Annotated in this window: 15 protein-coding genes; 14 read left to right on the plus strand and 1 reads right to left on the minus strand. The window is 62.8% G+C overall.

The features are described from left to right. Positions 1-10 precede the first annotated feature (10 nt). Entirely contained in the window at positions 11-502 is a 492-nt protein-coding gene (locus K0U62_03380; GenBank protein MCH9800561.1) for a transcriptional regulator, read from the minus strand. A 354-nt stretch (positions 503-856) separates the two neighbouring features. Between K0U62_03380 and pyrR the strand changes: the two genes are divergently transcribed. The 14 genes from pyrR (at position 857) to metK (ending at position 15,157) form a co-directional block, all read left to right on the plus strand. Beyond that, positions 857-1,432, plus strand: coding sequence for a bifunctional pyr operon transcriptional regulator/uracil phosphoribosyltransferase PyrR (pyrR, locus tag K0U62_03385; protein ID MCH9800562.1), 576 nt, complete (start codon positions 857-859; stop codon positions 1,430-1,432). Beyond that, positions 1,429-2,382: an aspartate carbamoyltransferase catalytic subunit gene (locus K0U62_03390; GenBank protein MCH9800563.1), complete on the plus strand. Its 954-nt coding sequence runs from the start codon at positions 1,429-1,431 to the stop codon at positions 2,380-2,382. Before pyrR ends, K0U62_03390 begins: the two co-directional genes overlap by 4 nt. Then, positions 2,379-3,677, plus strand: a complete 1,299-nt coding sequence (locus tag K0U62_03395; protein ID MCH9800564.1) for a dihydroorotase — start codon at positions 2,379-2,381, stop codon at positions 3,675-3,677. Before K0U62_03390 ends, K0U62_03395 begins: the two co-directional genes overlap by 4 nt. Beyond that, on the plus strand, positions 3,674-4,222 hold the full coding sequence (locus tag K0U62_03400) for a hypothetical protein (protein MCH9800565.1): 549 nt from the start codon (positions 3,674-3,676) through the stop codon (positions 4,220-4,222). The genes K0U62_03395 and K0U62_03400 overlap by 4 nt, the downstream gene beginning before the upstream one ends. After that, positions 4,222-5,355, plus strand: a complete 1,134-nt coding sequence (gene carA, locus K0U62_03405; GenBank protein MCH9800566.1) for a glutamine-hydrolyzing carbamoyl-phosphate synthase small subunit — start codon at positions 4,222-4,224, stop codon at positions 5,353-5,355. Before K0U62_03400 ends, carA begins: the two co-directional genes overlap by 1 nt. Then, the gene (carB, locus tag K0U62_03410; GenBank protein MCH9800567.1) at positions 5,342-8,635 is read left to right on the plus strand and encodes a carbamoyl-phosphate synthase large subunit; all 3,294 of its coding nucleotides are present in this window, start codon (positions 5,342-5,344) and stop codon (positions 8,633-8,635) included. Before carA ends, carB begins: the two co-directional genes overlap by 14 nt. Continuing rightward, the gene (locus tag K0U62_03415) at positions 8,632-9,462 is read left to right on the plus strand and encodes a dihydroorotate dehydrogenase electron transfer subunit (protein ID MCH9800568.1); all 831 of its coding nucleotides are present in this window, start codon (positions 8,632-8,634) and stop codon (positions 9,460-9,462) included. The genes carB and K0U62_03415 overlap by 4 nt, the downstream gene beginning before the upstream one ends. Continuing rightward, the gene (locus tag K0U62_03420) at positions 9,459-10,385 is read left to right on the plus strand and encodes a dihydroorotate dehydrogenase (GenBank protein MCH9800569.1); all 927 of its coding nucleotides are present in this window, start codon (positions 9,459-9,461) and stop codon (positions 10,383-10,385) included. The genes K0U62_03415 and K0U62_03420 overlap by 4 nt, the downstream gene beginning before the upstream one ends. Continuing rightward, on the plus strand, positions 10,382-11,086 hold the full coding sequence (gene pyrF / locus K0U62_03425; GenBank protein MCH9800570.1) for an orotidine-5'-phosphate decarboxylase: 705 nt from the start codon (positions 10,382-10,384) through the stop codon (positions 11,084-11,086). The genes K0U62_03420 and pyrF overlap by 4 nt, the downstream gene beginning before the upstream one ends. After that, positions 11,083-11,415, plus strand: coding sequence for a hypothetical protein (locus K0U62_03430; GenBank protein MCH9800571.1), 333 nt, complete (start codon positions 11,083-11,085; stop codon positions 11,413-11,415). The genes pyrF and K0U62_03430 overlap by 4 nt, the downstream gene beginning before the upstream one ends. Continuing rightward, positions 11,412-11,969: a guanylate kinase gene (gene gmk / locus K0U62_03435; GenBank protein ID MCH9800572.1), complete on the plus strand. Its 558-nt coding sequence runs from the start codon at positions 11,412-11,414 to the stop codon at positions 11,967-11,969. The genes K0U62_03430 and gmk overlap by 4 nt, the downstream gene beginning before the upstream one ends. A 157-nt stretch (positions 11,970-12,126) precedes the next feature. Further along, positions 12,127-12,483 carry a DNA-directed RNA polymerase subunit omega gene (rpoZ, locus tag K0U62_03440; protein MCH9800573.1) on the plus strand — a complete coding sequence of 119 codons (357 nt, stop codon included), beginning with the start codon at positions 12,127-12,129 and terminating at the stop codon, positions 12,481-12,483. 8 nt (positions 12,484-12,491) lie between these two features. After that, positions 12,492-13,694 carry a bifunctional phosphopantothenoylcysteine decarboxylase/phosphopantothenate--cysteine ligase CoaBC gene (gene coaBC / locus K0U62_03445; protein MCH9800574.1) on the plus strand — a complete coding sequence of 401 codons (1,203 nt, stop codon included), beginning with the start codon at positions 12,492-12,494 and terminating at the stop codon, positions 13,692-13,694. 269 nt (positions 13,695-13,963) lie between these two features. Next, positions 13,964-15,157, plus strand: coding sequence for a methionine adenosyltransferase (metK, locus tag K0U62_03450; GenBank protein ID MCH9800575.1), 1,194 nt, complete (start codon positions 13,964-13,966; stop codon positions 15,155-15,157). The last annotated feature ends 4 nt before the right edge of the window (positions 15,158-15,161 follow it).

Below are 15,161 nucleotides of genomic sequence, written 5' to 3' on the forward strand. Positions count from 1 at the left end.
GGGTGAGCCGCTACTCCTCGAGTGACTTGGGGGCATCAGCATTGAGTACTCCCCAAGCGACGAGCTCCTCGGCGAGTACCCCGGGAGTGGTGTCGTAGATGACTGCCAGCGTCCGCAAATCATCGGACCGAACGGTAAGCACCCGACCGTTGTAGTCACCCCGCTGCGCTTGGATCGCGGACAGGTAGCGGTTGAGCGGTCCCGACTTGTCCGGCGGGACGTTAGCTAGTTTCTCGAGGTCCATGACTACCCGTGTGGGTGGCGCCTGCGAGGCACTCGCCGCACCACCTGGCAGGAGTACGCCTACTGGCACGCCGTAGAAGTCGGCAAGTTGGGCCAGTTTGGCGACGGTCACTGCACGATCGCCACGTTCGTAGGAGCCGATTACGACGGCTTTCCAGACCCCGTCGGACTTCTCTTCGACTCCTTGCAGCGACAGCCCTTGCTGCTTTCTGATCGCTCGCAGTCGTCCGCCTAGCGCTCGTGCGTATTCCGTGGCCATCGCCGGTCCTCCTGGTTGTCGCGCACATCGCAGCAGCAGGTGATGTTTGCTGTGCTGAGCCCGTATCAGCATCTACGTTACGTAATCGACTCATCGCCAGCCACCACGATCTGTGAGATTTGAGTCACAGTAGCGCGGGATTTACGACGGATCGTGGCTAATTTGGCGAATTTTTGCTGAGTTTCATTTTTACGGAGGGTGACCGTACATTGTTGGATATCCGTCGATCGTGGCCGGAGACCGGCCGAATCATGCGCTGATGCCCGCCACGGTGACGGGCAAGTTGGCTGTTATCGTAAGGCAACTGTCCTTTAACCAGTCGTCCCGTGAGGCGGCGAAGGAGGTGGCATTGCGATGCCCAGTGAAATTCGACCGGAACAGATTGCCGGTCCGGTAGTCCTCGATGCTGATGATCTCAATCGGGCGCTTACCCGCATTTCCCACGAAATCATTGAATCCGCTCGCGGCGCGCGAGATTTGGTGGTCCTCGGGATTCCCACCCGAGGTGCCGTTCTGGCGCAGCGGCTAGCCGATCGCATCTCGGTTGCCGAAGGCGTACCGGTGCCATCCGGATCGGTGGACGTCACCATGTACCGCGATGACTTGAGTTTGCGTCCTGCCCGAGCGCTCGGCCAGACCGTCATCCCACCGCAGGGCATCGACGGCAAGACAGTCGTACTCGTCGACGATGTGCTGTTCTCCGGTCGAACCGTGCGCGCGGCACTAGACGCGTTGCATGACATCGGTCGACCCCGGATCGTGCGGCTTGCCGTCCTTGTAGATCGAGGGCACCGGGAGTTGCCCATCCGCGCGGATCATGTCGGCAAGAACTTGCCCACGCATCGCGGCGAGAGCGTTCGCGTGCGGTTGTCAGAGATCGACGGCTTGGATGAGATTGTGCTCATCCGCGAGGCGGAGGGCGTGCTGTGATCGAACATCTGCTCTCCACTGCCGACATCAATCGCGACGACGCAGTCCAGATCTTGGACACTGCGGCTGAGATGGGGAACCTCACCGACAGGTCAGTCAAGAAGTTGCCAGCGCTGCGTGGTCGAACTGTCGTCAATCTCTTCTTCGAGGACTCCACCCGAACCCGCATCTCGTTCGAAGCGGCAGCCAAACGGCTCTCGGCCGATGTCATCAACTTCAGCGCGAAAGGTTCCAGCGTTTCCAAGGGTGAGTCGTTAAAAGACACTGCCCTCACGCTGCAGGCGATGGGTGCGGATGCCGTCGTGATCCGACACGGGGCCTCTGGAGCGCCGATGCGATTGGCCTCAGCAGGTTGGATTGACGGTGCGGTCATCAACGCTGGTGACGGTACCCACGAACATCCCACCCAGGCCTTGCTGGATGCCTACACCATGCGCCGTCACCTACGTGGCGGCCAGGGTGATCTGTCTGGTCTACGAGTTGCCATCGTCGGTGACATCCTGCATAGCCGGGTAGCGCGTTCCAACGCGTGGTTGCTGCACACCTTGGGAGCCGAGGTCACTCTGGTTGCCCCGCCTACGCTGATCCCGGTGGGCGCCGAAGCGTGGCCTGTGAAAGTCAACTACGACCTGGATGACGTTTTGCCGCACGTTGATGCGGTGATGATGTTGCGGGTGCAGGCCGAGCGAATGAAAGCGGACTTCTTCCCCAGCACCCGCGAATACAGCCGGCGGTACGGGCTGGATGCCGCTCGTGCCCGACTGCTACCGGAAAAGTCCATCATCTTGCACCCCGGACCGATGGTCCGCGGAATGGAGATCGGCGATGACATTGCTGACTCCGATCGGGCGGTGATCCTCGAGCAAGTGAGTAATGGCGTGAGCGTGCGAATGGCGGTGCTCTACCTGCTGGTAGGCGGTGCCCGCGAGGGATCAGGAGTGGTGGCATGAGTTCCAGTTACCTGCTGGCAGGGGTCAGCCCGCTGGGTCTAGGTCCGGCTGACATCTTGCTGCGCGACGGGGTCATTGCCGCCATCGGAACTCCTGGTGATCTGGACGCAGCCGACGCAGAGCGGATTGACGGTGCCGGGCTTGTCGCGCTGCCGGGACTCGTTGACCTACACGCCCACTTGCGTGAACCGGGCCGGGAAGATGCCGAGACGGTCGCCTCCGGTACCGCGGCAGCGGCCACCGGTGGCTTTACTGCTGTTCATGCCATGGCCAACACTGATCCGGTCGCCGATACGGCGGGAGTTGTTGAACAGGTGTACCGACTTGGTGAGGCCGCTGGCTACTGCCAGGTCCGACCGGTAGGTGCCGTCACCCGCGGCTTAGCGGGCGAACACCTCGCCGAACTAGGTGCCATGGCTGACTCCAGTGCCGCGGTGCGGGTCTTCAGCGACGATGGCCACTGTGTGGCCGACTCGCTGCTGATGCGACGTGCATTGGAATACGTCAAGGCATTCGACGGCGTCATTGCCCAGCATGCGCAAGACCCCCAGTTGACGGTTGCTGCACAGATGAATGAGGGCGTGGTGTCTGCCCGGCTCGGGCTACAGGGTTGGCCCGCTGTCGCGGAGGAAGCGATCATCGCCCGAGATGTGCTGCTCACCGAACACGTCGGTTCGCGGCTGCATGTTTGCCATGTATCGACTGCGGGCAGTGTCGATATCATCCGGCGCGCCAAGTCCCGCGGTATTGACGTGACGGCAGAAGTGACGCCACATCATCTACTGCTTACCGACGAACTTGTTGCGGGCTACGATCCGGTCTTCAAGGTCAATCCACCGCTGCGTACCGAGGCTGACGTGATGGCGTTACGTGAGGGACTGGCGGATGGAACCATCGATATCGTCGCCACCGATCACGCTCCGCACACTGGTGAGGATAAAGACTGCGAGTGGGCGGCAGCGGCTTTCGGCATGATCGGACTGCCAACCGCGCTGTCGGTGGTGACCGCCAGCATGGTGGAAACCGGGCTACTGGACTGGGCTGGGGTTGCGGAACGCATGTCGGCCAGTCCGGCAACGATCGGTCGGGTGACTGATCAGGGCCGGCCGGTTGCGGAGGGCGAGCCGGGCAACATTGTGCTCTTCGACCCGGCAGCTCGGTCCCAGGTCAATCCAGCTCACTTCCCTGGCGTGGCCCGCAACAGTCCGTTCCGGGGGATGGAGCTACCAGGTCGAGTCGTCGCCACGTTCTTCCGTGGCACCGCCACCTTGCTGGACGGAGAATTGCAGTGGTGATGGAGTTGAGCGAGCAGGCGCAGGTCACCAATTGGCCGCTTCGGCTGCTGCTCACCGGGGCGACGCTCGTTGTCATTCTGTTGGCGTTAGCGCTGCTGCGTCGTGGCTGGCGTAGTCGCCGTCATCGGCAGGACTTTGCCCTGCCGCCGGATGCGGCGGGAGCCCAGCCGCTGCAATCGGGCATCACCGGCAAATACATCGGCACCGTTCGCGCTGGGGACTGGCTGGACCGGATTGTGGCCGGTGGCGCCATGGCTCGGGTCGAGGTCAGCCCCACCGCCGCCGGCCTCCTGCTGGATCGGGAAGGGGAGCCGCCCTTGCTGGTCCCGGGCGCCGACCTCCGCGAGGTGGGCAGCACGCCGGGGATGCTGCAGAAGTTCTACGGCAAGCACGGAATCTTGACCATCACCTGGCAATGGGGCGACACCGAAGTGGTGTCAGGGATCTGGTTCGCCGACCCGCAGGACCATCTAGTGGTCCGGGGTTGGGCGAGTGACATGCTGGCATCGGTGCCAGGAGCCAGCGCGAACGAGGAGGATGTCTGATGACGCAACGAGATTCGGCGGTGTTGGTACTAGAGGATGGCACCTGTCACCGGGGCTACAGTTACGGCGCGGCCGGGACGACCTTCGGCGAGGCGGTCTTCACTACCGCGATGACTGGGTATCAAGAAACCCTGACAGACCCGTCGTATCACCGACAGGTGGTGATCCAGACTGCCCCGCACATCGGCAACACCGGCATGAACGATGAGGATCCAGAGTCTCGCCGCATCTGGGTCTCCGGCTACGTCGTGCGCGACCCAGCGCCCCGTGCGAGCAACTGGCGGTCCCGCCGCGAGCTGGACGACGATCTACGTGATGCCGGCGTTGTCGGTATCAGTGGGATCGACACTCGGGCGGTCACGCGGCACTTGCGAGACCGTGGCGTGATGCGCGTCGGTATTTTCGCTGGCGAGGCGGTGCGTTCTGACGCCGACATGGTCGCGGAGGTGCAGGCCAGTCCGCAGATGGCTGGGGCAAATCTCACCGCGGATGTCACCACTCCGGAGTCGTATGTGATTGAGCCGGACGGTGAACCACTAGCCACAGTGGCGGCCGTGGACCTGGGCATCAAGGCCATGACGCCTCATCGGATGGCGGAGCGCGGTCTACGGGTGCTGGTGCTGCCGGCCACGATCAGCACCGCTGATTTGCTTGCCACCGAGGCTGACGGTTTCTTCCTTTCCAATGGCCCGGGAGATCCGGCGACTGCTGACCACGCAGTGGGACTGGTGCAGGCGGTGCTGGCGGCTGATCGACCGTTGTTCGGTATTTGCTTTGGCAACCAGGTTTTCGGCCGAGCCCTGGGGCTTTCTACTTACAAACTCAAGTTTGGCCATCGCGGGGTGAACCAACCGGTTCGCGACAACGCGACTGGTCGGGTAGCGGTGACCGCGCACAACCACGGCTTCGCGGTGAAAGCGCCGCTGGAAGGTTCGTTCGAGACACCGTATGGCGACGCGGAGGTCAGCCACGTGTGTCTCAATGACGATGTGGTGGAAGGGCTGCGGCTGCTTAGCGGCCGCGCCTTCAGCGTCCAATACCACCCGGAGGCCGCCGCCGGGCCGCACGACGCTGCCTACTTATTCGACAGATTCACTGAACTGATTCAGGGGGGTTCCGATGCCACTGCGTGATGACATCTCTTCGGTGATGGTGATTGGCTCAGGTCCAATCGTCATCGGCCAAGCCTGCGAGTTTGACTACTCCGGAACTCAGGCCTGTCGAGTGTTGAAATCTGAGGGACTGCGGGTGGTGCTGGTCAATAGCAATCCGGCCACGATCATGACGGACCCGGAGTTCGCTGACGCCACCTACGTCGAACCGATCACGGTAGATGTGTTGGAGCGGATCATTGCCAAGGAACGCCCCGACGCACTGCTGCCCACCCTGGGCGGTCAAACCGCTTTGAACGCCGCCACTGCGTTGGATCGGGCGGGCATTCTCACCAAGTACAACTTGGAGTTGATTGGTGCAGATATTGACGCGATCGAGCGAGGCGAGAACCGGGAAGAGTTCCGCGGCATTGTGGAAGCTATTGGTGCCGAGTCTGCCCGCAGCCGGATCTGCCACACACTCGATGAGTGTCTTGCGGCAGCTGAAGAACTCAACTACCCGGTGGTGGTGCGGCCGTCGTTCACAATGGGCGGCGCTGGCTCTGGTTTTGCCTACGATCCCGACGACCTGCGGCGCATCGCCGGTGCGGGGCTGCAAGCCAGCCCTACCACCGAGGTGCTGTTGGAAGAGTCGATCATGGGCTGGAAGGAATACGAACTTGAGCTGATGCGCGACAAGAACGACAACGTTGTCGTCGTGTGCTCCATTGAGAACCTCGACCCGATGGGCGTGCACACCGGTGACTCCATCACGGTAGCGCCTGCGCTCACCCTGACGGATCGGGAATATCAGCGGCTCCGGGACATCGGCATCGACATCATTCGTGCGGTTGGGGTGGACACCGGCGGCTGCAATATTCAGTTCGCAGTGAACCCCGCCGACGGTCGCATCATCGTGATCGAGATGAACCCACGGGTATCGCGGTCCAGCGCACTAGCCAGTAAGGCCACCGGATTCCCGATCGCCAAGATCGCAGCTCGGCTAGCCGTTGGCTACACGTTGGACGAAATTCCCAACGACATCACCCAGGAAACTCCGGCCTCCTTCGAACCGGCTTTGGACTACATCGTGGTGAAGGTCCCGCGATTCGCCTTTGAGAAGTTCCCCGGCGCCGACGATGTGCTCACTACCACGATGAAGAGCGTGGGCGAAGCCATGGCGATCGGTCGCAACTTCACCGAAGCATTGCAGAAGGCGCTGCGTTCGCTGGAGCGGCCGGAAGCACAGTTTGACTGGAACGGTGAGCCACCTGCTGATCCTGCCGCGCTGCTGGAACAAGCGGCAACCCCGCGCGACGGGCGGCTGCGGTTGGTGCAGCAGGCACTGTGGGGCGGCGCGACAGTGGCGCAAGCCCATGAGGCCACTGGTATCGACCCGTGGTTCCTTGACCAGATCGTCCTGCTCAACGACATCGCCGAAGAACTAGCTACGGCCGGAGTGCTGCAGGAAGATCTGGTTGCGGTAGCGAAGCGGCACGGCTTCTCGGACTTACAGATCGGTGGCATCATCGGACTCCCAGAGTCGGTGGTGCGGGGCGTGCGGCAAGCGCTGGGTATTCGGCCGGTCTACAAGACGGTGGACACCTGTGCCGCTGAGTTCGCGGCCCGCACTCCCTACCACTACTCCAGTTACGACTCCGAGACCGAAGTGGAGTCCGGAGATCGCCCGAAGGTGATCATTCTGGGCTCGGGTCCCAACCGAATCGGTCAGGGAATCGAGTTCGACTACTCCTGCGTCCATGCCGCATTGACGCTACGGGAGCAGGACTTCGAAACCATCATGGTGAACTGCAACCCCGAGACCGTTTCCACCGACTACGACACCTCCGATCGGCTCTACTTCGAGCCACTCACCTTGGAGGATGTGCTGGAGATTTACCACGCTGAGAGCCAAAGCGGTGAGGTTGTCGGGGTCATCGTGCAGTTGGGTGGCCAGACCCCGCTGGGTCTGGCGCAGTCACTAAAGGATCTGGGGCTACCCATCGTCGGGACCTCGCCAGAGTCGATTCATCTCGCCGAAGATCGGGGTGCCTTCGGTCGGGTGCTGGCAGATGTGGATCTGCCGGCTCCCAAGCACGGCACTGCGTTCTCCTTCGATGAAGCTCGCGACATCGCTCATGAGATCGGCTACCCGGTGCTGGTTCGTCCGTCCTACGTCTTGGGCGGCCGAGGCATGGAGATCGTCTATGACGACGACATGCTTGCGGGATTCCTGCAACGAGCCACCGAGATCAACCCGGATCATCCGGTGCTGGTGGATCGCTTCCTCGATGACGCGATTGAGATTGACGTGGACGCCCTGTTCGACGGCGAGGACCTGTATCTCGGCGGCGTCATGGAGCACATCGAAGAGGCCGGTATTCACTCCGGGGATTCAGCCTGTGCGCTACCCCCGATCACTCTCGGCCAAGCCGAAGTGGAACGAATCCGTCGCTCCACACGTGACCTGGCTGCCGGCATCGGTGTTCGCGGTCTGATGAATGTGCAATATGCGCTGTCCGGGGATGTGCTCTACGTCCTAGAGGCCAACCCGCGCGCATCCCGCACCGTCCCGTTCGTCTCCAAAGCCACTGCGGTACCGCTGGCCAAGGCGGCAGCCCGGGTAATGATGGGGGAGACCATTCCGCAACTACGGCAGGAAGGCATTCTGCCGGAGTCTGGCGATGGCGGATCGCTGCCGATCGGATCACCAATCGCGGTGAAGGAAGCGGTGCTGCCCTTCGGCCGGTTCCACGGGGTAGACACCGTGCTCGGGCCAGAGATGCGCTCCACCGGTGAAGTCATGGGCATCGACTCATCCTTTGGTACCGCGTTCGCCAAATCACAGTCCGGTGCCTACGCCGGTGGCTTGCCCAATGCGGGTCGAGCGCTGATCAGCGTTGCCAATCGAGACAAGCGTTCGATGATCTTCCCGTTGAAGCGGTTGGCTGATCTCGGATTCGAGATTGTGGCAACGGCCGGTACTGCTGAGATTCTGCGTCGCAATGGCCTCAAGGTCGGTGTGGTGCGCAAACAGCGCGAGGGTCCCGGTCCCAACGGCGAGCCCACCACCGTGCAGGCGATCATGGCCGGGGACGTGGACCTGATTGTGAACACGCCCTTCGGTGTTGGTACCCGATTGGACGGCAACGAGATTCGTACTGCGGCAGTTTCGCGGGCGGTCCCGTGCATCACTACCACCGCTGGTCTGGCAGCCGCAGTCCAAGGCATCGAAGCTCAGCGCAGTTCCGAGGTGGGGGTGCGGTCGCTACAAGAGCACGCCCGGGACATTCACGAACTGCGCCGGGAGGAACTCGGGTGAGCTCCGCGGCGCAATGGCCCGCCACCGTCATGGCCAAGCGGGTCACTGATCGCTACGCGGTAGTGACCTTGGCGGCGGTCGCGGGTGCGGCTACTGCTCGACCGGGGCAGTTCGCCTCACTGCGCATCGCTGGTCCTGACTCCGCGCTGCTGTTGCGCCGGGCGCTGTGGATCAGCGAGGCGACGGCGGGTGGCCGTCACGGCGGCACGCTGTCGGTGGCGGTGGATGTGCACGAGCCGGGCGGTGCCTGGCTAACGAGCCAGCCGGACTCGGCCAAGGTGGATGTCATCGCGCCGCTGGGTCGGCCGTTTTCGTTGCCACGTGATCCGGTCTCCTGTCTGTTGGTGGGGATGGGGAGTGCATCGGCGTCACTGATTCGACTGGCGGAGGAACTGGTTGAGCGGGGCAGTCGGGTGCGCTTGCTCTTGGTTGGTGAGGCGCCACCCTTCGGAGTGCTGGCCGCTCGACGCTTCAGTTCAGAAATCGCTGATCTCACCGGTGCGGCTATCTCTGCCACGGTCCTAGCCGAAGCCATGGCTGACAACGTCGATGTCGTCTATTCCGCCGGGTCTGCCGAACAGGTGCGCGTAGTTGCGGCAGCGGCTGCGCAGGTGAACCTGCCGCATCAAGCCGCTATCGACACCCCGTTGGTCTGTGGCAGCCGGACCTGCACGCTGTGTGCCATACCGATCCGGGGCAGAGACGGCATTACCCGGATGGTGCGTAGTTGTACTGAGGGGCCGGTCTTCGCCGCTGATCTGGTGCGGTGGGATGACCTCGGTACCGTGCCGGGAGATTGTCTGGGCGCAGCGGCGGAGCAGCCATGAGCATGTCCATAGCTATTGCGGGGATTGAGTTCGCCCATCCGATCTTCGCTGCCGCCGGTTGCGCTGGCACCGGTCGGGAACTACCACCGCAGGCAGAGCTCGCCGGCTTCGGCGCTGTCATCACTCGCAGCATCACAGCGGAACCGCGTGCTGGCCTGCCGTCGCCACGGATCGCGGAGACACCCGCTGGACTGGTCAACGCACTGGGATTGCCCGGCCCCGGTGTTGAACAGTTCCTCACCGATGAATTGCCGTGGCTCGTTGACCGAGGTGTTCCGGTCATCGCGTCGATCGCGGCCGATAGTGCCGCTGACTATGCCCGGTTGGCCCAGCGACTAAGGCAGGCAGCCGGAATCTTGGCAATCGAGGTCAATCTGTCTAACCCGGTAGTGGAACCCGGCCGGTTCCCGTTTGCCATGGAGGCCGGTGCAGCCGGTGGCGTGGTGCATGCCGTACGGCGCAACACTGCGGTGGGCGTGCCGGTATTCGCGAAACTGGCAGGCGACACCACCGATATCGTCGGCGTGGCTCGGGCTTGTGCTGGTGCGGGCGCCGACGGTTTATCCCTGATCAACGCAGTGCGAGCTATGGGTATCGACGCAACTGCCGAACAGCCGAGTCTGGGCGCCACCATCGGCGGGTTGTCGGGTCCGGCTATCAAACCGATCGCGTTGCGGGCAGTGTGGGAGGTGTACGCCGCCATGCCAGACGTGCCGATCATCGCCAGCGGTGGCGTTCGCACTGGTGCCGATGCCGTAGAAATGATTATGGCGGGCGCGAAGGCAGTATCGGTGGGTACCGCGTTGCTGAACGATCCCGCCGCCGGGACCCGCGTGCGAGATGAGTTGACCGATATTGCGGCCCGACGGGAGGGCGGTCTCCCGGCTCTCCTAGGATGCGCTCACCAGGAGGAACGGGTATGACGCGGATCAGCGGTCTGGCAGTGGCGCTAGACACCACCTCAGTCGATCAAGCCCAGACGTGGGCGCAGCAGGTCGGTCCGCACGCGACGTTGGTGAAACTCGGCTTGGAGTTCTACCTACGGAATGGTGCGGCGGGGGTGGCGCAAGTGCGGCAAACTGCGCCCGACTGTGGTTTGTTCTTGGATTTGAAGCTGCACGACATTCCCGCGACAGTTGCCGGCGGCGCTCGTGCGATTGGCGATCTCCAGCCGGACGTGTTGACCGTACATGCCGCCGGCGGCACGGCCATGGTTACGGCTGCCGCAGCGGAACTACCGGATACGGCCATTGCTGCGGTCACGGTACTGACGTCGTTGGACGCCGCGGAGTTGGACCAGTTGGGTCTGCCCGCGGCCGCTGACTTGGTGCCTCGCTGGGCCAGTACTGCGGTCGCGGCGGGAGCGCGGGCCGTTGTGGCTTCGGCGCAAGAGGCGGCGTCTTTACGTGCGGTGCTGGGTCCGCAACCCATCCTCATCACCCCCGGCATTCGACCGGCCGGTTCGGCCGCGAACGATCAGGCGCGGGTGGCAACCCCTGCCGCGGCCATCGCCGACGGTGCTGATGTCTTGGTGGTGGGTCGTCCGATTACGACTGCGGCAGATCCGGCGGCAGCAGCCGCGGAGATTGCTGCCGAGATCGCAGCTGCTCAGGATGCGCAGTGAGTTCCCGGAACTCTCCGCCGGCGATGACCGAGCACCAGCGTGCCGCTGGTCGAGAGAAAGCGACCGCCGCTCGACGCGTTCGTGCCGAACTCAAGAGGCAGTTGAGTACCGGTCGGATCGATCTGACCGATTTGTTCCGCATCGTGGCCGAGGACGACGAGCGAGGGCAGGCAGCCATGCGACTGCGTGTGGGGGAAGTGCTGCTGGCTTTACCGGGAATCGGGCGAACCCACGCTGAGGAGTTACTGGTGCGCCAGGACATCAGCGGACAACGGCGCATCGGACAATTGGGGGAGCGGCAGCGAGAGCGACTGGTGGCGGCGGTATGAGTGGTCGACTAGTGGTCGTGAGCGGGCCGTCAGGGGTTGGCAAGGGCACGGTGATCGCTGAGCTGCTGCGCAGGCGGGCAGATATCTGGTTATCGATATCGACTACTACTCGGCAACCCCGGCCCGGTGAGCAAGACGGCCGGGAGTACTTCTTCGTCAGTGCTGAGGAGTTCCGGCGGATGGCGGATTCCCAGGGTTTTCTGGAATGGGCGCAGTACGCCGACAACCTGTACGGGACGCAGCGCAAGCCGGTAGATGCCCGGATTTCGGAGGAAACGTCGGTCCTGCTGGAGATTGACCTTGAAGGGGCCCGACAGGTGCGGCGCAACTTTCCGGAGGCGCTGCTGGTCTTCATCGCGCCACCAGATGAGGCGGAACTGGAGCGGCGACTGCTCGGTCGGGGGACTGAATCTGTCGAGGTAGCGCGTGGCCGACTTGCTCGCGCGAGTGAGGAAATGGCAGCAATTGGCGAGTTTGATCAGGTCTTCGTCAACTCGGAGGTAACAGCCACCGTCAATGAGTTGCTAGCATGGTGCGAACAGGCCGGCGTCTGACGTCGGTAGCGCGACACTCAGGTGCCCTCGCATCACCACGATCGATCCTCTCGCCGCCAGCGTGGACGTCGGTATGGTGCCTCGCCAGGTCAGCAACGGTCGGGCACCATTGTGGCAAATGCCGCAATGATCGGTACGAAAGCATCGGAAGGCGATTGTGACTACGAATACCAACCGTCCGCAGGGAGTGACCCATCCCTCCATCGACGAACTGCTGCAGACCACCGAGTCCAAATACTCCCTCGTCATCTACGCTGCCCGGCGGGCGCGGCAAATCACTGGCTACTACTCACAGATGGGTGATTACCTGCTGGAGTACGTGGGACCACTGGTTGAGACGCAGCCCCAAGAGAAGCCCATGAGCATTGCCATGCGGGAAATCCACGCCGGACTCCTCGTCGCCAGTGTTGATGAGGGTGGTGACGAACCGGCCGCTGAGGCTGAGGTCGTCGAGGAGAGCACTGAGCCCGAACTCGTGGCGGTCGACACCGCTGAGATCGAGCAGAACGACTAACGACGGTTATGGCCACCGTCGTCGTAGGAGTAGGCGGAGGTATTGCCGCCTACAAGGTGCCATCGCTGGTCCGCCAGTTCACTGAAACTGGTCACGATGTCACGGTAGTTCCCACGGCCGCGGCGTTGAACTTTGTTGGCGAGGCCACCTGGGCCGCGCTGTCTGGCAATCCGGTCAGCACCGAAGTGTGGGATCGAGTTCACGAAGTTAATCACGTCGCAGTAGGGCAGCGAGCAGACCTAGTCGTGATAGCCCCGGCCACCGCTGATCTGATCGCTCGTGCTGCCGTCGGCCGGGCCGACGATCTACTGAGCGCGACATTGCTGACAGCCACCTGCCCAGTGCTGTTTGCCCCCGCGATGCACACCGAAATGTGGCAGCACCCAGCAACCGCTGCCAACGTTGCAACCCTGCGCGAGCGGGGGGTGACGGTCATGGCACCTGCTATCGGTCGGCTCACTGGCAGCGACTCTGGGCCAGGCCGGCTGCCGGAGCCGGAAGAGATCTACCGCAGCGCTATCAAACTGCTGGGGCCGCAAGACCTGGCTGGTGTGCGGGTCGTTGTGAGTGCGGGTGGCACTCGCGAACCACTCGACCCGGTGCGATTCCTCGGCAACCGATCCTCCGGCCGACAGGGATACGCGCTAGCCGCGGGAGCGGCTCGCCGGGGTGCGAATGTGGTTTTGGTCAGTGCCAACGTGGCCCTGCCAGCACCTACCGCGGTGACGGTAGTTTCGGTAGAAACTGCTGCGGAGTTGGCAGGTGCGGTACAACAGCACGCCGCCAGCGCGGACATTGTCACCATGGCAGCGGCCGTTGCTGATTTCCGGCCGGCTGATGTCAGTGACGTCAAACTCAAGAAAGACTCTGCAGTCGAACCCACCGCGATCGCCCTGGAGCGAAACCCCGACATCCTGCGCGCATTGGTGGCCAACAAGAGCGAGGGGCAGACGATTGTCGGTTTTGCCGCTGAAACCGGTGACGAGGCTGCCGCGGTTATTGAATACGGTCGGAAGAAACTAGCAGCCAAGGGCTGCGATCTGCTGGTGGTTAATGACGTGTCCGGGGGCGCAGTATTCGAACGGGCCGAGAACCAAGTGATCATCCTGGACCGAGTTGGCGGACAGCAGTCGCTGCCGCGCGCTGACAAGTCGCGAATAGCCGATCAAGTCTGGGATGCCGTGATCGCTTTTCGGAGGTCGGCGCCGTAGCAAGTGCCGCTGTCCGACTCGTCAGACCTTCATCGCCCCCCTGAACGATTAGTCGGGATGTGCGAGTAGCGTAAGAACACTGTGTGAGATCACTGACTCATCAGAGTGGGGCTGCGGTTAGCGATCGCAATCCGGCCGGCACCAGTCGGTGATCATCGCAAGACAACTAAATGCCGAACAACATCACGACAGGAACAGCACCAACCAGTCGCAGGGGAACTGATACTGGCGGGTGATGATCAGATTGACCTGGGAAAAGGGGCACACCAATGACCAAGCGACTGTTCACCTCGGAATCAGTCACCGAGGGGCACCCCGACAAGATGGCGGACCAAATCAGCGATGCCATCTTGGACGACCTGCTGCGACAGGATCCCGGTAGCCGGGTCGCGGTCGAGTCACTGCTGACCACTGGTCAGGTGCACGTGGCTGGCGAGGTCCGCACTCAGGGTTTTGCCGACGTCATTGAGATTGTGCGCCAGGTTGTGTTGGACATCGGGTACGACTCCTCGGTCAAAGGATTTGACGGGGACTCTTGCGGGGTGTCGGTGTCTATTGGCAAGCAGTCGCCGGACATTGCCCAAGGCGTCGACGACGCTATGGAAGAACGGGTCGAGCACAGCGCTGATCCGCTGGACGCCCAGGGCGCGGGCGATCAAGGTCTGATGTTTGGCTATGCCTGCCGGGATACTGACCAACTGATGCCGTTGCCCATCTCATTGGCCCACTCGATGTCCTACGCACTGTCCCGAGTGCGCCACGATGGCCTGCTGCCGTACCTGAGGCCCGATGGCAAAACCCAGGTCACCATCGAGTACGACGGCGACAAGCCTGCCCGGGTGGACACCATCGTGATCAGCACGCAGCATGCCCGCGATGTCTCCTTGGAGGGAATGCTTACCCCCGATCTGCGCAAACACGTTGTCGAGACCGTCTTGGCCGAGTACGGCTTGGCCAGTGACGGCTTTCGCCTGTTGGTCAACCCGACCGGCAAGTTTGAGATCGGCGGTCCCATGGGAGACGCGGGTTTGACCGGACGGAAGATCATCGTGGACACCTACGGCGGCATGGCCCGCCACGGCGGTGGCGCCTTCTCCGGAAAGGACCCGTCCAAGGTGGACCGATCCGCCGCCTACGCCATGCGTTGGGTGGCCAAGAACGTAGTCGCCGCAGGTCTCGCCGACCGCTGCGAGATGCAGGTTGCCTACGCCATTGGCAAAGCTCACCCGGTGGGGCTGTTCGTGGAGACCTTCGGTACCGAATCGGTGCCGACCGATCAGATCGTGACCGCGGTCAAGGACACCTTCGATCTTCGGCCAGCAGCGATCATCGCTGATCTGGATCTCCTGCGTCCGATCTACCAGCAGACGGCTGCCTACGGGCATTTCGGTCGCGAAAAGCCCGACTTCACCTGGGAGCGGACCGACCGGGCCGACGCGTTGGCCCGCGCCGTCCGCGGCTGATGCG

Source organism: Actinomycetes bacterium (genome assembly GCA_022599915.1).
In the GTDB taxonomy this organism is placed as follows: domain Bacteria; phylum Actinomycetota; class Actinomycetes; order S36-B12.

Coding starts and splice junctions, on each gene's coding strand:
- K0U62_03380 (MCH9800561.1), bottom strand. CDS start 502: ATGGCCACGGAATACGCACGAGCGCTAGGCGGACGACTGCGAGCGATC.
- pyrR (MCH9800562.1), top strand. CDS start 857: ATGCCCAGTGAAATTCGACCGGAACAGATTGCCGGTCCGGTAGTCCTC.
- K0U62_03395 (MCH9800564.1), top strand. CDS start 2,379: ATGAGTTCCAGTTACCTGCTGGCAGGGGTCAGCCCGCTGGGTCTAGGT.
- carA (MCH9800566.1), top strand. CDS start 4,222: ATGACGCAACGAGATTCGGCGGTGTTGGTACTAGAGGATGGCACCTGT.
- carB (MCH9800567.1), top strand. CDS start 5,342: ATGCCACTGCGTGATGACATCTCTTCGGTGATGGTGATTGGCTCAGGT.
- K0U62_03420 (MCH9800569.1), top strand. CDS start 9,459: ATGAGCATGTCCATAGCTATTGCGGGGATTGAGTTCGCCCATCCGATC.
- pyrF (MCH9800570.1), top strand. CDS start 10,382: ATGACGCGGATCAGCGGTCTGGCAGTGGCGCTAGACACCACCTCAGTC.
- gmk (MCH9800572.1), top strand. CDS start 11,412: ATGAGTGGTCGACTAGTGGTCGTGAGCGGGCCGTCAGGGGTTGGCAAG.
- coaBC (MCH9800574.1), top strand. CDS start 12,492: ATGGCCACCGTCGTCGTAGGAGTAGGCGGAGGTATTGCCGCCTACAAG.
- metK (MCH9800575.1), top strand. CDS start 13,964: ATGACCAAGCGACTGTTCACCTCGGAATCAGTCACCGAGGGGCACCCC.